General features: G+C 57.5%; 10 protein-coding genes. 4 read left to right on the top strand and 6 right to left on the bottom strand.

Annotated elements, in window-relative coordinates:
* Window positions 1–155: 155 nt before the first annotated feature.
* The gene (locus tag I5L03_RS07285) at window positions 156–3,098 is read right to left on the bottom strand and encodes a TonB-dependent receptor domain-containing protein (RefSeq protein ID WP_197921076.1); all 2,943 of its coding nucleotides are present in this window, start codon (window positions 3,096–3,098) and stop codon (window positions 156–158) included.
* 496 nt (window positions 3,099–3,594) lie between these two features.
* On the opposite strand from I5L03_RS07285, the gene I5L03_RS07280 reads away from it, so the two are divergent.
* From I5L03_RS07280 to I5L03_RS07270, 3 genes are all read left to right on the top strand, one after another.
* Window positions 3,595–3,789 (top strand): Flp family type IVb pilin, encoded by a 195-nt coding sequence (locus tag I5L03_RS07280; RefSeq protein WP_197921075.1) that lies wholly within the window; start codon window positions 3,595–3,597, stop codon window positions 3,787–3,789.
* Window positions 3,790–3,861: 72 nt separating this feature from the next.
* A complete protein-coding gene (locus tag I5L03_RS07275) occupies window positions 3,862–4,689 on the top strand; it encodes a hypothetical protein (RefSeq protein WP_197921074.1) in 828 nt (275 codons plus the stop codon).
* A 115-nt stretch (window positions 4,690–4,804) separates the two neighbouring features.
* The gene (locus I5L03_RS07270; protein WP_197921073.1) at window positions 4,805–5,671 is read left to right on the top strand and encodes a DNA adenine methylase; all 867 of its coding nucleotides are present in this window, start codon (window positions 4,805–4,807) and stop codon (window positions 5,669–5,671) included.
* A gap of 1 nt (window position 5,672) precedes the next feature.
* On the opposite strand, the gene I5L03_RS07265 is transcribed toward I5L03_RS07270, so the two are convergent.
* The 5 genes from I5L03_RS07265 to I5L03_RS07245 form a co-directional block, all read right to left on the bottom strand.
* Window positions 5,673–6,563 (bottom strand): hypothetical protein, encoded by an 891-nt coding sequence (locus I5L03_RS07265; RefSeq protein WP_197921072.1) that lies wholly within the window; start codon window positions 6,561–6,563, stop codon window positions 5,673–5,675.
* A gap of 80 nt (window positions 6,564–6,643) precedes the next feature.
* A complete protein-coding gene (locus I5L03_RS07260; RefSeq protein ID WP_197921071.1) occupies window positions 6,644–7,807 on the bottom strand; it encodes a hypothetical protein in 1,164 nt (387 codons plus the stop codon).
* Window positions 7,807–9,624, bottom strand: a complete 1,818-nt coding sequence (lepA, locus tag I5L03_RS07255) for a translation elongation factor 4 (protein ID WP_197921070.1) — start codon at window positions 9,622–9,624, stop codon at window positions 7,807–7,809. The genes I5L03_RS07260 and lepA overlap by 1 nt, the downstream gene beginning before the upstream one ends.
* 118 nt (window positions 9,625–9,742) lie before the next feature.
* Entirely contained in the window at window positions 9,743–11,965 is a 2,223-nt protein-coding gene (locus tag I5L03_RS07250; protein WP_197921068.1) for an EAL domain-containing protein, read from the bottom strand.
* 120 nt (window positions 11,966–12,085) lie between these two features.
* Entirely contained in the window at window positions 12,086–14,560 is a 2,475-nt protein-coding gene (locus I5L03_RS07245; protein WP_325100123.1) for an EAL domain-containing protein, read from the bottom strand.
* Between the two features lie 413 nt (window positions 14,561–14,973).
* Here I5L03_RS07245 and I5L03_RS07240 point away from each other — a divergent pair, with 413 nt between their 5' ends.
* Window positions 14,974–16,290 (top strand): FAD-dependent oxidoreductase, encoded by a 1,317-nt coding sequence (locus I5L03_RS07240; RefSeq protein WP_197921065.1) that lies wholly within the window; start codon window positions 14,974–14,976, stop codon window positions 16,288–16,290.
* Window positions 16,291–16,293: the final 3 nt, after the last annotated feature.

Here is a 16,293-nt window from a genome sequence, read left to right as displayed (position 1 = left end):
TCCGCATCGCGGCACCTCAGCTTTGCCGCGAGACTTATCCTGCGCGCTCGTGAGACGTAACTCACAGGACAATCTGATCGTCGCAAAGAAAAAGGCGGGAGACCCGAAGGTCCCCCGCCATTTTTCTGTGTGAGCTTTCGCCCGGTGAGGTCAGCTTAGAAGCGGACCACGACCGATGCGAAGAAGTCACGACCAAGCACGTCGTAGGTCGACGGGTAGGTGTTCATCTGCTCAGCGTTGTTGAAGTCACCCAAAAGCAGGGTGTTCGTGTCGTTGATGACCTGGCCGTCGGAGTTGAACTCCGGCGAGCTCGGCAACGTGTCGAACAGGTTGTTCACACCAACCGTGAAGGTCACGGTTTCGTTGAAGTCGTAGGACAGCGTCAGATCGATGAGATCGTAAGCTGCAATACGCTCAACGAAGTAGTCGGTGAACGGATCGTCATCATCGACAGCCGACAGGTGACGCCAGCGGGTCGAGACGGTCAGCGGGCCATCGATGTAGTTCGCACGAGCAGTCCACTTGAAGGACGGGGTCGGCTCACCACAGTTCAGACCGAACTGGCCAGCACATTCGACGACGTTGGTCGGATCCGCCTGGTCAGGCGAGAAGTTCGCAACTTCGTTCCACGTGCCGAGGAACGACAGATCCAGATCGGAAGCGCCATTGCCCAGCAGCGAGAAGCCGAGGTCAATGCCGTAGTTGATCTGAAGGTCGATACCCGAAACGGTCAGGGCTGCGATGTTCGCACCACCGAGGTTCGGGGTCGGCAGCGGCGGACGACCGAACGAGCCGGTTGTGTCACGACGACCGACGAAGCCGGCACACTGCGGAGCCGAGAGGTCCTGCACATCGTTGAAGCAGATGTCCAGAGCCTGCTGCAGGCTGATCGTGGTGATCGCATCTTCGACGGTGATGTCGAAGTAGTCAGCCGTGATCGTGAGACCCGGAATGAAGGACGGCTGCAGCACGACGCCGAAGGTCCAGGAGTCCGAGGTTTCTTCCGCCAGGTTCGGGTTACCGCCGAACAGAGCCGCGATCTGGCCGTCTGGCTGGATCTGGTTCTGAGCGCCAGCGACCACTGCGGGATCGCTTGAGCCGAGATCGTCGAGCAGGTCGGTGTCTACGCCGTTAGCGGCACAAAGCGTGCGCAGCGTGCCGGACGAAGCAGCTGTGGTTGCGCACGGATCGTTTGCACCCGGGAAGCCGATAGCCGAACCCTGGAACAGTTCGGCCACGTTCGGGGCACGAACTGCGCGCTGATACTGCACGCGGAAACGGATGTCTTCGATCGGAGCGAACTGCAGGCCGCCAGCATAGGTCCACACGCCGCCGACAGTGTCGAGCGAGTAGTCCGAATAACGCGCTGCCGCGTTTGCTTCGAAGCGCATACCGCTTTCGGTTTCGAACGGCACGTTAAGCTCGGCGAACACTTCCTGAACGTTGTAACCACCGTCGGTCGGCTCACCAGCGTTAAAGCCGGCAACGTCGCCCGAAGCGAGGAATTCGTCAGGAATGAAGCGCGAGTTCACTTCGCGGTATTCAGCACCGACAGCGAAACCCACCGGCTCGGCAACGCCGAGAGCGAAATCACCGAACGAGCCGGACAGGGCAACGTTTGCAACCTGCAGATCGGAGATATCGCCGTTCTGTGCCTGAATGCGGAACACATCGACCATATCCGGCGTCAGGGTACCTGCACCGAAGATGTTGATCTGCTCGTCACCCGTGCCGTTGATCGCAGCGGTGAAACGCGAAACAGAAGCGTTACCCTGCTGGATGTTTGAGTTACGGGTACGCGAATACAGGTAGTATGCGTCGTAGCTCAGGAAGTCGGTGATATCACCGCGAGCACCGGCCAGAACGCGGAAGGAGTTACGCTCGTCGAGGTTACGACGACCGCCAGCTTCTTCCAGACGACGACGGACCTGAACGTCGATAAGGCCGTCGTTCTGGTCTGTGCCGGTTTCCGTCGCGTCAAGCGAGCGGAATTCAGCTTCGGTAGCTGCATCGATGAAGCCATTGGCCACCAACGAGTCGATATCGAGGGAGGTGTTCACAAGGATCGGCGTCGGAGCCAACTCGGAGTCCACACGGTTGTTGACGTAGGTCACTTCCGTGTAAAGTTCGAGAGCCGGAGCCACTTCGTAGCTTGCATAACCACCCAGAAGGTAACGTTCCTGCGGAAGCTGCAGGTAGTTTACCGGAGCGTAGTTGTAGAAGTCACCAGGGGTCTGGTATTCGCGAAGCGAACCCGGCGAACCGAAGATCGCGAGACCCGAGTTCGGACCATCAAACGAAGTGCCGGTTTCATCGCCGTCACCGAGATAGGTCAGGCGGGTTTCAGGCGGGAGCGACGAACCAAGCTGCTGCAGCGGCGAACCGCCGAGGGCGAAGTTCGAGAAATCGCGGTCACCCTGGAAGATGTCTTCACGATTGAAGTACTCACCGAAAACGGTCACGTTACCGCGGCCACCGGCAAAATCGGTGCCGATTGCGCCGTGGACCTGCCAACGATCGCCATCGCCGCGCTCAGTAATCGAGTACTGACCGCCAACTTCGGCACCGTCGAGATCACGCAGACGGAAGTTGATAACACCAGCAAGAGCGTCCGAACCGTAAACGGCCGAAGCACCACCGGTCACAACGTCAACCGATTCCAGCAGGAACTGCGGGATCGTGTTGAGGTCGACGACCTGGTTTGTATCGTAGAACATCCAGCGGCGGCCATTGACCAGCAGCATGGTACGGGTCGCGCCGAGACCGCGAAGGTCAACCGATGCGGTACCGTTGCCCGGGTTGTTCGAGAAAGAGGTGATGCCCGGAACAACCTGCGGCAGCGTGTTCACAACGTTCTCGACGTTGACTGCACCAGCCAGCTGGAATTCTTCACTGTCGACAACAGCGACCGGGGCTGCGGTTTCGACGTTGCGGCGCTGAATACGCGTACCGGTAACGACGATACGCTCGTCAGCGGCGCCCGACTCGATCGTCGGATCATCGGACTGATCGTCCTGAGCCATCGCCGGTGCTGCGACCAGCGATCCGAAGATCACCGACGACGCGAGCAGCGAAGCCTTGGTTTTACGATTAAACATTCATGTGCTCCTGGTAAGTGGGAGAAACTGATGGAAAGAGGCACCGGACCGCGGATTCTTCGATCATCTGGACTGGCAACCTAAATCCTCCTTCCTGACAAAGCCCCAAAGCATTTCGCATCGCAACGCACAATCGCAGAGCGCACAAGTTTCACACGCGACGAATTCGTGTGACATTTTTGAAACAATTGTGACAAGCTACCGTAAAATTGAAATTCAGGTTGCTCTGGCCATTTTTCATCGGATTCTCAATTGCTTGCAGGGCGTGTCACGCTGTCTCTCCAGCAAATCCCAGTGAGAAAAGCAGTCACAAGTGTGATAAGTTTGCAAATCGCGCTCGTTGGCGCGGGTGCAAGCATATCGGCCTTTTGTCCATTTCAAACGAAGCGGTCATCCCTGACCCGCGGTTAGCCTCTAGCCGTCAGCGTAAACGCGATGTTTACTAACCTACGGCATAGCTTTCGCCACTATTCATCCAGCCAAAGGGCTTTGCCGCATGTTTCGCAAATTTATCCAGCGCCTTTCAAAGGCTGAAGCCGGTGCGACCGCAGTCGAATACGGTGTGGTTGCCATGCTTATCGGCGTAGCCGTCGCAGGCGTGATGCTCTCGCTCGGCAACGAAGTCGAGACGCAATACAACACGATCGAAAGCGAATATGTCGAGGCGAACAAGTCCTCGACCGGCGGCTGAACAGGCGCGCTCTTTCCTACATAATGGTCACACGGGCACCGGAGGGTTTTTCGCCATCCGGAGCCCTTTGCTATGCCCTCACCCAACAAACCCAAGACCACCCTTCCCGCCTTCACCCCCGTCCCGCGCAAGTGCCAGCGGCACGACGGCTGGACACCCGAGCGCCAGCAGCTCTTTATCGAAGCGCTGGCCGATTACGGCTCCGTCCGCGCGGCGGCGAACAGCGTGGGGATGACGCCGGAGAGCGCCTACCTCCTGCGCCGCCACCCGGAGGCGAAGACCTTCCGCAAGGCGTGGCAGGCCGCGCTCGATCTCGGCATGCAACGGGTGGAGGACGTGGCGATGGACCGTGCGCTGAACGGCGTGGACGTGCCCGTCTATTCCTACGGCAAGCTGGTGGGCAAACGCACGATCTACAACGATCGCCTGCTCATGTTCATGCTGAGAAACCGCGCCCCCAATCGCTTCGCGGCGGATGGAGCGAAAGGCCTGAATGCGCTCGACAAGCACCGCCTCGCGCAAGAGAAGAAGGAATGGCGCAAGGAGTGGGAGCGCGAACGCGTGGCCGCCCACCGCAAGAACCGCGGCGACACAATCGCCCGCATCAATGCCAAGATCGACAAAATGCGCGAGCGCCGCGAAGCCATGATGAGCCCCGAAACCCGCCGCCTGAAAGAGGCCTACGAACAAAGCTTCGAACGCGACCAGGCCGAACCCAATGCGTGGATGGACGACGCGGACGCCTCACCCGGCGCGGATCCCGCAGACGACCCCGACATGGGCGTGCTCGGCCCGAGCGAGGAGATGAAAAAGCTCCTGCCGGGCTGGCGGGAAGAAGAGCCGGAGGGTGAGGAGGATGCGCCGAGGGTGAGAAGGCTGAAGGATGAGGATTGGGGGTAGGCGATAACGCTGTGACAAGAATGCAATGGTCCGGCCGCTCGTTTCAAGAGGTACGACCGTTTGAATTGACCATTTTTTTCCTTGACACTAGATCCGTCAGCGAAACCAAGCCTAGGTGATCGCAATCTCGCGCGTTTCCAGAAACTTCGCCAAGGACAACTTTGGCAAATCTCCTTTCCGCTATCCCGGCGGGAAGGCATTTATGCTTCCCGAGATCGCCGAAACCATCAAGTCACTTGCAGCTGAAATCACGGATTATGCTGAGCCATTCGCTGGTGGAGCGGGGGCCGCGATTGAATTGCTAGCGGGCGAATTCGTTGAGAGTATAGCTCTTAACGATGCAGACATAAGAATTTTTTCGGCATGGCAGGCAATTCTCGAACAAACAGACCGCTTCGCTGAACGCATAAGGACGACCCCTCTTGACCTCGAGACTTGGTACGCAATGAAAGAGGTCGTAGACAATCCCAAAACAGGTCGGTCGACCTTCGAACTCGGTTTCGCCACTTTCTACATGAACAGAACGAATAGGTCGGGAATCATTACTGGGGCTGGACCGATTGGCGGTTATGCTCAAGAAGGGGCCTGGAAGCTTGATGCTCGGTTCTATCGCGAAACGATTGCAAAGAGAGTTGAGTGGATTGGGGCCCACCGAGACTCAATCAGGCTAACAAATCTCGACGCGCTTGAATTCATACGCGCATATTTGCCCAAGGATGCAAAGCGCACCTTCTTCTTCATTGATCCGCCGTACGTCCAAATGGGAGGTCGTCTCTATTTCAATTCAATGGAGGAAATCGCTCATAAGAAGCTGGCGCAGCTCGTTCGAAAGAAGACCTCTTTGGGAGGTTGGTTAATTACCTACGACCGTGCTGATCTCATTCGCCGTCTGTATAGCTTTGCGTCAATCAATGACAATCCATTGCAATACAGCTTGAGTGAGAAACGACTGGAATCTGAGCTGCTTATTAGACCCACGTGAACTAGGCAACATCGGTTTCGATTCTTCGAAGATAAGCGTTGTAAAATGCTTGCGGCGCGTCAACGTCGTCAACGTAGTGGACCAACTCTTGGTTCTGCAGATATAACTCAAACCCGCGTTGGGCATAAGCAGCCAGCCTTGGTCTGTGGATCATCAGACCAAGTCGTCCGTTGTAATAGCGCAGATCATTCTGATCAAGAATTGCTGGTATATACATTGCAGCTTCGGTGTTCTGAGGTTGAGTGTCGAACCAAATGTCCAAAAAGCCCTCGACTAGATTCTTTATTGGCTTGTCTTTGAAGTTCTGTCCCGATGCTGATTGACCAAAAGAGAACACACGCATCGGCGGACCGTCCGGCTCCAACTCAACCGAGATTATGTCGACACCGTCATCATTTGCAGCAGGCGGAGCGGCAGCTGGGACCGCATCTCGTGCTCGCCCTTCGCCTACCTTCTCGCAAACGTCTCGCAGTCTCCTGAGCAAAGCCTCCGCACCAGCTCGATTTGTTCCGAGCAGAAATCCCGGCCCCCCTGTTCGACCTAGCGCAGCAAACAATGACACCACTTCAAAGATATCACGGGCCGACCGTAGCTCTTCGTTTGTGAGACGTAGTGGAGCTTGCAAACGTCCGGAAGTCCAAGAATTGTTGAGAATTAAGCAAATAAGGTAACTGAGCCGTCCGAAATTTAGTTCCGGCAAGAAGCTCAGCTTTTCCCCGTTTTCGGAAATCGAGAATGGGTAAGCGTCGGCAAGCACATTGGTCCGTCGCCCAACCTCATTGGCGAGCAGTGCGGCTCGATCTTCCTCAAGACTATCGGCTTCTGAAATATCCTCGAGTTCGGTTTCTTGCTCGATGTCCAATGCATTCTCGATTTCATCAAGGCGGACCATTCGCTCGTCAGCAAAGAACGCACTCAATTCCAGCCAATCGACTAGGCTGAGTTCGCCGTCATCTATAGAAGGCCCTAGGATCAAGCTTGGCCAACCCGATCAGCACGAGACTTCATGATCAAAAGCAGATTGTCTGCATTTGCATCTATTTCTTCGGCAAGATCCATAAGCGTAGCGTCGCTCCCGTCGAAGGCCGATGCCTTCTTTAAGGACTCTTCGAGAGCTCCGTGGGCCTCGACAATGCGTCGCTCGAATTGTCGGAGTGGCGTATCAACTTCCTGATAGGCACGAGCTAAGTCGCCACTCTCAAGGAGAATTCTGCAAGCTTTTGGACGCTCCAGCACTTCGCCAAGTTGTTTCACGTTCGGATTCTGTGAGCGTATTATTGCTGCGGTACTGTCCGACTCAGAACCGTATAGCCACAACATGACTTGTTTGAGCGCTGGAAGTTTTTCCTCGGCGACAGGATTTTCCGTTGGTTCAAATTCCTTGTTCATTTCAGGTAGGCCTAGGTACTTTCGGTATCCCGGGCGCGTGAGTGCCGTGTACAAGTGCGAAAAGGCGAACTGCCTCCCCTTCTCGCGGTCTTCTATTGAAAAATTGCCAGTCTGAATTGCCTGCTCCAGAACCAGGAAACCATGTACCATCCGTAACAACGTTGAGTGTCTGTCGCCCATGCGTTTCGCAATATCTTGGAGGCTCAGGCCGCCGGTCTTGGCTTTTTCCTCCTTAAACCACTCTGTAGCGAAGCGCGCCTTAGCCAGTGAGTCCCATCGATGTGCCCCGTTGATGTGCTTGAAACCAATGAAGTTGCGGGCGTCGGGACGAGACTGAACGCGATATGCACGCACAGTTTCGAGCGACGTTACGACGTCCGCGCTCATAGGGGGAGCAATGAGACCTGCCTCTAACGCGGAAGGGTGACCTGAAAGCACGCGCAGCGCCGCCAATCGGCGATTGCCTTCCAAGACAATAAGCTCTTCGCCCTGTCCCATAACTATTAGTGGCTCAATATCGACAAATCCGCTGGTCGATATTGATTGAAGGAGTTCTCCTAAGTCGGAAGTCTCATTCAAAAACTCTATAATTTCAGCCTCAGTATCATGAGGCAAACCTTTGTCGCCTGTATACCGAGGGTTCTTCTTGTCGAAGGCTAGCTTATTCGGATCGATTGGCACGCTCATGTTGAGCGGCAACTCCTGCCACCATTCTTGTTCGGATCCGTCAGCTTGCTCGGCGGCCATCACTCTTCCCCCATTCTCAGAGCAGCTATAAACGCTTCTTGGGGAATTGAAACATTGCCATATTCTCTCATCCGCGCCTTCCCCTTCTTCTGCTTTTCCAGCAGCTTCTTCTTGCGCGAGATATCGCCGCCGTAGCATTTTGCGGTCACGTCCTTGCGCAGAGCGGCGATTGTTTCGCGGGCGATGATCTTGCCGCCGATGGCTGCCTGAACGGGGATCTTGAAGAGGTGGCGGGGGATGAGGTCTTTCAGGCGTTCGCACATGCCGCGGCCGCGTTCTTCGGCGACGGAGCGGTGGACGATCAGCGATAGCGCGTCGACCGGCTCCGCATTGACGAGGATGTTCATTTTCACGAGGTCGCCTTCGCGAAGGCCGATCTGGTCGTAATCGAAGGAGGCGTAGCCCCGGCTGATCGATTTTAGGCGGTCGTAAAAGTCGAACACCACTTCGTTGAGCGGCAATTCATAGGTGACCTGCGCGCGCCCGCCGACATAGGTGAGGTTCGTCTGCACGCCGCGCCGGTCCTGGCACAATTTCAGGATCGCGCCGAGATATTCGTCAGGCGTGTAGATCGTCGCCTTGATCCATGGCTCTTCGATCATCTCGATCCGGTTGACGTCCGGCCAGTCGGCAGGGTTATGGATGTCCCGCGTTTCCGCATCTTCGTTCTTGGTGTGGGCGAGGTGTACGCGGTAAACCACTGATGGTGCAGTAGTAATCAGGTCGAGATCATATTCGCGGCTGAGCCGTTCCTGGATGATTTCGAGGTGCAGCAGGCCGAGGAATCCGGCGCGGAAACCGAAGCCGAGCGCGGCGCTGCTTTCCATCTCGTAGCTGAAGCTCGCATCGTTCAAACGCAGCTTGCCGATGCTTTCGCGCAGCTTTTCGAAGTCTGCCGCGTCCACCGGGAAAAGCCCGCAGAACACCACCGGCTGCACTTCCTTATAGCCCTTGAGCGCGGTCTCGGCCCCGCCCTTCACCGTGGTGATGGTGTCACCCACGCGGGCCTGTTCGACTTCCTTGATCTGCGCGGTGATGAAGCCGATTTCGCCCGGGCCGATTTCTGGAAGATCGACGCGCTTGGGATTGAAGCAGCCCACGCGGTCCACCAGGTGCTGCGTCCCGCCCTGCATGAATTTGATGTCGAGCCCTTTCTTGAGGACTCCATCGATCACACGCACCAGGATGACGACGCCGAGGTAGGGATCGTACCAGCTATCGACGAGCATCGCTTTCAGCGGCGCATCGCGGTCTCCGCCCGGCGCGGGGATTTTCGCCACGATCGCTTCGAGGACATCTTCGATGCCGATGCCCGATTTGGCGCTGGTCAGCACCGCTTCGGACGCATCGAGGCCGATGACCTCTTCGATCTCTTCCTTCACCCGTTCGGGTTCGGCTGCAGGAAGGTCGATCTTGTTGATAACGGGCACGATTTCGTGATCATGCTCGATCGACTGATAGACGTTCGCGAGCGTCTGCGCCTCAACGCCCTGCGCCGCATCGACCACCAGCAGGGCGCCCTCGCACGCCGCCAGAGAGCGGGAGACCTCATACGCGAAATCGACATGGCCCGGCGTGTCCATGAGGTTCAGCTCATAGGTCTCGCCATCCTTGGCCGTGTAGTTGAGGCGCACGGTTTGCGCCTTGATGGTGATGCCGCGCTCCTTCTCAATGTCCATGTTATCCAGGACTTGCTCGGACATCTCGCGCTCGGTCAGGCCGCCGCAAACCTGGATCAGCCGGTCGGCGAGGGTCGACTTGCCATGATCGATATGCGCGATAATCGAGAAATTGCGAATTTTGGAAAGGTCAGTCATTTGCGAGTGCCATTAGCTGTGGCCGCAGCAAATGTCAGCATGTCTTGTAGGCCATACCGTGCGATTTCTGAGGCACTTGAAAGAGAGCCGAGAAGACGGCGACTTTTGCACCCGATGGTCAACCAGCGCGAGCGGACCTGGCGCTCACATCGACCTGCATGAACCGTGGGGTCGTCGCCGGTCCGCCATGATCTTTCGGCAGCGAATAATTACCCGCCGGCAGTGCTTGCAGTGGCATGCCCGCAGCAGCCAGCATGTAAGGCGATACGCGGTGCCTGGTGCACAGGCCCCCTGCCCCGTCACTGACGAGCGGCTCCTCAAAAGACAGGCCCTGCGTCGCATCCTGCGAGCGAACGACGGTGCAAACGACCAGCTGCCCCTCGCCCAGGTCGAGCACTAGCTGCGTTCCCACCGGAACATCCACCAGCCCCTCTATCCGCGCGCCGGAACTGGAAAGATCGCGCAGCATCACCGTGTAATGGTGATTTTCATGGATCACGCTGACGCGGCGGAATAGCGTCCGGCGATCGGCGCGGTGCTTGGCCGGGCCGACAGGCTCGTAATGCATCTCACCAGTGCTCAATTTTTCCAGCACGTCGGCCTGCGGCACCGCACGCGAAAAGATGAACCCCTGGACCATATCAGCTTCGAGAGCGGCGATTTTTTCAAGCTCATCCATCGCCTCGACACCCTCGGCGGTTGTGGACATCTTCATGGCGCGCGCAAGGCTGATGATCGCGGTGATTATGGCTGCGCTGGAATTCCCCTCCTGCGTGCAACCGCGCACGAAGCTCTGATCGATCTTGATCTTGTCGAACGGCGCCCGGCGCAGATAGGCGAGCGAGGAATAGCCGGTGCCGAAATCATCGAGCGCCAACTTAACGCCAAGCTTGCTCAGCTTGCGGAACATTGCATCGGTCGCGGTCACGTCACCCATGAACACGCTTTCGGTGATTTCCAGCTCGAGCTGGCGCGCCGGAAGACCCGAATTGGACAGGGCATTTTCGACCACAGTCGGCAGATTGTCGCTGACGAATTGCTGGGCGGAGACATTGACCGAAACGGTGATTTCCCCGGGCCATTTGGCCGCATCTTCGCATGCTTGGCGAAGAGCCCACTCGCCAAGCGCATCGATAAGGTTGCTGTCCTCGGCAATCGGGATGAATGTTCCGGGACTGATCGAGCCATGCGTCGGATGATCCCAGCGCATCAGCGCTTCGAAACTTTTGACCTGGTGCGTCTTGCTGTCCACGGCGGGCTGGTAATGCATTTCCAGCTCGCTGCGCTGCAATGCGTCGCGAAGGTCTTCTTCGATTTCGCGTCGATCCTCAGCACTTTCCTTCAAATCATTGGAATAGAATCGAAACTGTCCGCGCCCACCACCTTTGGCAGCATAAAGCGCAAGGTCGGTCGCTTTGATCAATTCGTTTGGCTCGATGCCATCATACGGCGCGATTGCGATGCCGATGGATGTCCCGATAATCGCGCGGCTACCTTCGATGGAATAAGGCTGCGAAATCATCGAAATGATGCGATTGGCAAGTTCGCCAAGGGCCCCGCGATCATCGAGATCGGGCATGATGACCTGAAATTCATCGCCACCCAGGCGGCCAATTTCGGAGCCTGAGGGCACAATGCGTTCGAGGCGCTGCGAGACTTGGCGGAGCAATTCGTCGCCAGCCGGATGGCCGAGCGTATCGTTCACCTGCTTGAAACGGTCGAGGTCCAGCATCATGAGCGCGCAGCTACGCTTTTCGACCCTGTACGCATTGAGAATTGCCGTGAGGCGCCGCGTCATCCGGTGGCGATTGGCCAGTCCGGTGAGCGAGTCATACTCCGCCATGCGCGAGGAGTTCTGGCGCTCGCGATGCTCGTCCGTAATGTCCTTCACGCTACCGCGATAACCGGTAAACTTCTCATTCGCATCGAATTGCGGATTGGCCGTGATGGACCACCACACCTCATCCGCATTATCATCAGCATCAGTTCCGACAAGCACACGGACTGGCTGATCGACGATCTTGGAACGTTTGCTGAGCAAGAAGGATAACGGCCGATCGTGACCTTCGCCAGTGCCGTCTTTCGTGGTTTCCAGCAGCGCGTTCAGTTTTTCGCCGATGACATGCTGGCGCTGTTTGAACGCTTTCAGTGCGCCGTGCGAAAGATACGTCAGATGGCCATCCGAATCACTCGCCCAGAACCATGCGAGACCTTCACCTTCGATGGCATCGAGTATGGCCAGTCGATCCTTGGTGGCGATCGGGCTGATGTCCCGCGCGGCAGCTTCTGCATCGGGCACGCGAACCTGCTCGGCACCATTGCCGCCAAGATTCCTAAACATGCCGCGCACGCCCATGGAAATGCCTTCCTTCCAAACCCTGCCAAGCACGAATGATCGGCGAATGAGGCTTTGTAGCTTAAACGGATTACCAAAGACCTAAGTTAACAAGGCGTTCTTACGTCAACTCGCCTTGCGAAGCTCGTCGATGTTGAGGTGATCGGGAGGCGCGCCCTTAAGCGCGGCCATTTGTCCGTCCCGATCCTTCTGCAGCGGACTGGAGAACTGGACGCCCATTCGGTCATCCATCGACCAACGTACGGTGCAGCTAATCGTGAAGTCCGTCGCCAATTGCAGCTGGAAAGTCGTGCCATTCGGCACATTCCACAGGCCTTCGATCATCGCTCCCGTGACCGAGAGATTGCGAACTGTGCCGTTATACCTGTGCCCGCTGTGATCCAACAAGACTTTGCGAAGCATTTTGTGGCGCGTCGCACGGGCGGATTTCGGCCCTTTTGGCTCGGCAAACAGGTTTCCGGCAACGCGGGCGCTCGCAGCTTCGAAAGTCAAAGGGCGATCATAGATATAGCCCTGGACATGGCTACAGCCGTGCGCACGGATGAGATCGAGCTCATCGTGGTTCTCAACGCCCTCTGCCGTCGTATGCATTCCCAATGCGTTGGCGAGGCTCGTGATCGAGGAAATGATCGCGCCATTGCGGCTCCCCTCCTCAGTCATGCCGCGCACAAAGCTCTGGTCGATCTTGATCTTATCGAAGGGTGCGGTCCGCAGGTAGCCGAGCGACGAATAGCCTGTTCCGAAATCGTCCAGCGCCAGACGTACACCGATCCGCTTAAGCTCGGCGAACATCGCGTCGGTGCCCTTGTCATCACCCAAAAACACGCTTTCTGTGATTTCAAGCTCCAGGCGGCCTGCGCTTACGCCGGCATCGGAAATAGCGCTGGCGACAATGCGTGGCAGAGCGGTATTGGCAAACTGCAGCGGAGAAACATTCACCGCCACGCAAACCTGGTGGGGCCATTGCGCCAAGTCCTGACAGGCGCGGCGCAATGCCCATTCGCCAATCTGTTGGATGAGGCCGCTATCCTCGGCAACGGCGACAAAGCGCTCTGGCGAGATCCAGCCTTTCTCGGGATGCTGCCAACGCAGCAGCGCTTCGAAACCGGAAATCTTGCTCGTCGCGAGGGCGACTATTGGCTGGTAATGTAATTCAAGCTCTTCCTTGGCGACCGCGTCGCGCAGGTCCTCTTCCAGCTTCGCTTTCGCTTCCGCCTCGGCATGCAAGTCTTCGGAATAGACGTGGAAGCGGCCTCTTCCCCCGTCCTTTGCGGCGTAAAGCGCGAGGTCGGCATTGCGGATAAGCTCTTCGGAGCTCCGGCCGTGTTGCGGAGCGACTGCGATGCCCACCGATGCGCCGATAACCACGCGTTGCCCGTCGATCGAATATGGCTGCGAGAGCGAGTGAATGATGTCGCGGGCAAGAGCCTGGAGGACATCGTCGCTGCTCTGGCTCGGCACGATGACTTTGAATTCATCGCCGCCCAATCGGCCCACCTGGCCCAGTTGGCCGACCGCTCTTTCAAGCCGCTGGGACACCAGTTTCAGCAAGGCATCGCCTGCCGGGTGGCCCATCGTATCATTCACCTGCTTGAAACGGTCGAGATCGAGCAGCATGATGGCGCATTGGCGAGCATCTTCTGTCCGCGCCGTAAGGATTTTTTCCAGCCCCTGTGACATTTGCAGGCGGTTGGCGAGTCCCGTCAAAGCATCATAGCTTGCCAGTCTGTTGGCCTGCTCGCGGCTCCGCTTCCGCTCGGTCAGATCGGTGCCCGACCCACGGAAACCAACGAATTCATCATTCTGGCTGTAAATCGGACGACCGGATACCGACCACCAGCGCTCTTCCTTCGTGATAGCGGCGCGAACCGGCAGCTCGGTGAAGCCAGACCGCGCGGAAAGGTGAAACATCAGTGTGCGCTCACCTTCACTCCCATTGTCCTGGAGATTGAAGAGGCAAGTCAGTGGCTGGCCGATCAAACGGTCAGGATTGCGTTTGAGAGCCTTTGCAACCGGAGGTGAGACATAGGTCAACAAAGAGCGTCTGTCGGTTTCCCAGAACCAGCCCTGGCCCGTTTCTTCATAATCAGCCAAAATGTCTCGAGCACGCGTCTGGACCCGATCCTGTGCATCACGGCGATCGCGTTCCTTGATCTGCTCGATAAATTGTTCGCGGCTGACGAGCACGGCCACAATCGAAGCCACCGCCAGCGCGACCATCCCGACGACTGAAAAGTGCGTGACGACGATCGCGACCCAGATGGCGAATTGCGCCGCAAAAATGGCGAAGGGCTGCCGCCGCAGGTACGCGCTTGCAACGCCGGTGAGCGTCAGCAGGCTGGCCAGCATCGCTTCCCAGGGGAGTCCGCCATCCGCTGCCCAGCGCCCCAGTGCCGCCGCAATTGTGAAGAGCGGCAGCACGACTGCGGCGATCAGGCCAATCGCTTTTCCCCACGCTCCCCGATGCAATACACGATCATAGACTTGCCCGATTTGCAGCAGACTCAAGAAGCCGAATACAAGTAAGGCGACGGTCAGCAACGAAGGCAATCGCTCTGCGAAAAGGCCTGAAATTGCCACTGCGGCCAGTACCGCGAGGATGAGGTAATTCCATCGGCGCGGGAATGGATTTTTCGCATTATTATCGACCGATGGAGCCTGCGCCGCCCGGTCTACCTGCTGGACCCGGCGCGGCCCCTTTCGGCGATCCTTCGCTGGTGTTGAAGCTGCCTTACGCCTAGCGTCGGCGCGCATAGGCCTCCCGTTCCGCTGGCTCACAGGAGCGGAATCGGGCGCATTTTTCGTATCGGCAGGACCGGTCGCGCGTCGCATTTGGCCGACATGGCATTTCCTCTTTGAAAAACGGTTAATCGGCGGAGAGCCAAATTGGCGCGAAATCGGTGGGGCAAAGCTGCTTTTGCCGGATTGCCGTGCGCTGACATTGGATTAATAGTCGAACCGAGATTGATGCTGAGCATCCATCGGGAGAGGCCATGCGGCATATCGCGATTATCGGTTCTGGCCCTGCGGGCTACTACACCGCCGAGGCTTTGCAGAAGAAGCTGGGCGAAAACGTGCGTGTCGATGTGTTTGACATGCTTCCCGTCCCCTACGGGCTTATCCGTACCGGCGTTGCACCCGATCACCAGTCCATCAAGGCGGTCTCGCTGAGATATGAGAAGACGGCCCTGACGGACAATGTGCGCTTCGTCGGCAATATCGCGGTCGGGCGCGACATTTCTGTCGATGAATTGCGAGAGCTTTACGATGCCGTCGTGCTTGCTACAGGCGCTCCGCAAGATCGCCAATTGGGCTTGCCGGGCGAGGATTTGGGCAATGTCTTCGGCAGCGCGGCATTTGTCGGTTGGTATAACGGCCACCCACAATTCGCCGATCTCGATCCCGATCTTTCCGGTGATACCGCTGTCGTCATCGGAATGGGCAATGTCGCGCTCGATGTAGCGCGCATGCTGGCGAAAACGACGGAGGAGCTTTCAGGCAGCGATCTGGTCGCCCATGCTCGCCAAGCGCTGCGCCAGAGCAAGATCGAGCGCATCGTGATCCTTGGCAGGCGCGGACCCCATCAGATCATGATGACACCGAAGGAGCTTGGCGAACTTGGCGAGCTTCATCGCGCCGCCCCGCATGTGGATCCCGATGACCTGCCGGATATCGGTGAGGACGCCATGCTGGAGCCGGGACTGCGAAAGTCCGTCAACCTGATACGCGAATATGCCGCAATTCCTGAGCATATTCGCGCCGAGCAACCGATTGCGATCGAATTTGCATTCTTCTCGCAGCCCAAAGCGCTGAGCGGAGACGGCACGGTTTCCAAATTCGCAATCGAGGAAACCAGGCTGGAAAAGGGTCGCGCGGTCGGCACCGGCAAGACCCGCACCATCTCAGCGAGTATGGTCATCAGCTGTATCGGCTATCGCAGCGTTCCGATTCCCGGCGTCCCTTTCGATGAGCGCGCTGGCCGCTTTCACAACGATGATGGCCGCATCCTGCCCGGCCTCTATTGCGTCGGTTGGGCCCGGCGCGGCCCGTCAGGGACTATCGGCACCAACAAGCCTGACGGTTTTGGCATTGCCGACCACATCGTCTCAGATATCGAGACCGGCGTGCTCGGACGAGGACAAAAGACTGGGCGCAAGGGTTTCGATGCGCTGGCTGCCAAAAGGGATCTCGATCCCGTCACATTTCAGGATTGGAAGAAGATCGAAGAGGCTGAACTTGCCGCCGCACAGGCAGACGCACCGCGAGAGAAATTCGTCGATATCGAGGCGATGATCCGCGCGGCCAACTGATTG

It is taken from the genome of Aurantiacibacter sediminis, assembly GCF_016019885.1.
In the GTDB taxonomy this organism is placed as follows: domain Bacteria; phylum Pseudomonadota; class Alphaproteobacteria; order Sphingomonadales; family Sphingomonadaceae; genus Alteraurantiacibacter; species Alteraurantiacibacter sediminis.
Note: the sequence above shows the minus strand (reverse complement) of the source record. Positions and strands in the feature narration are given on the sequence as shown.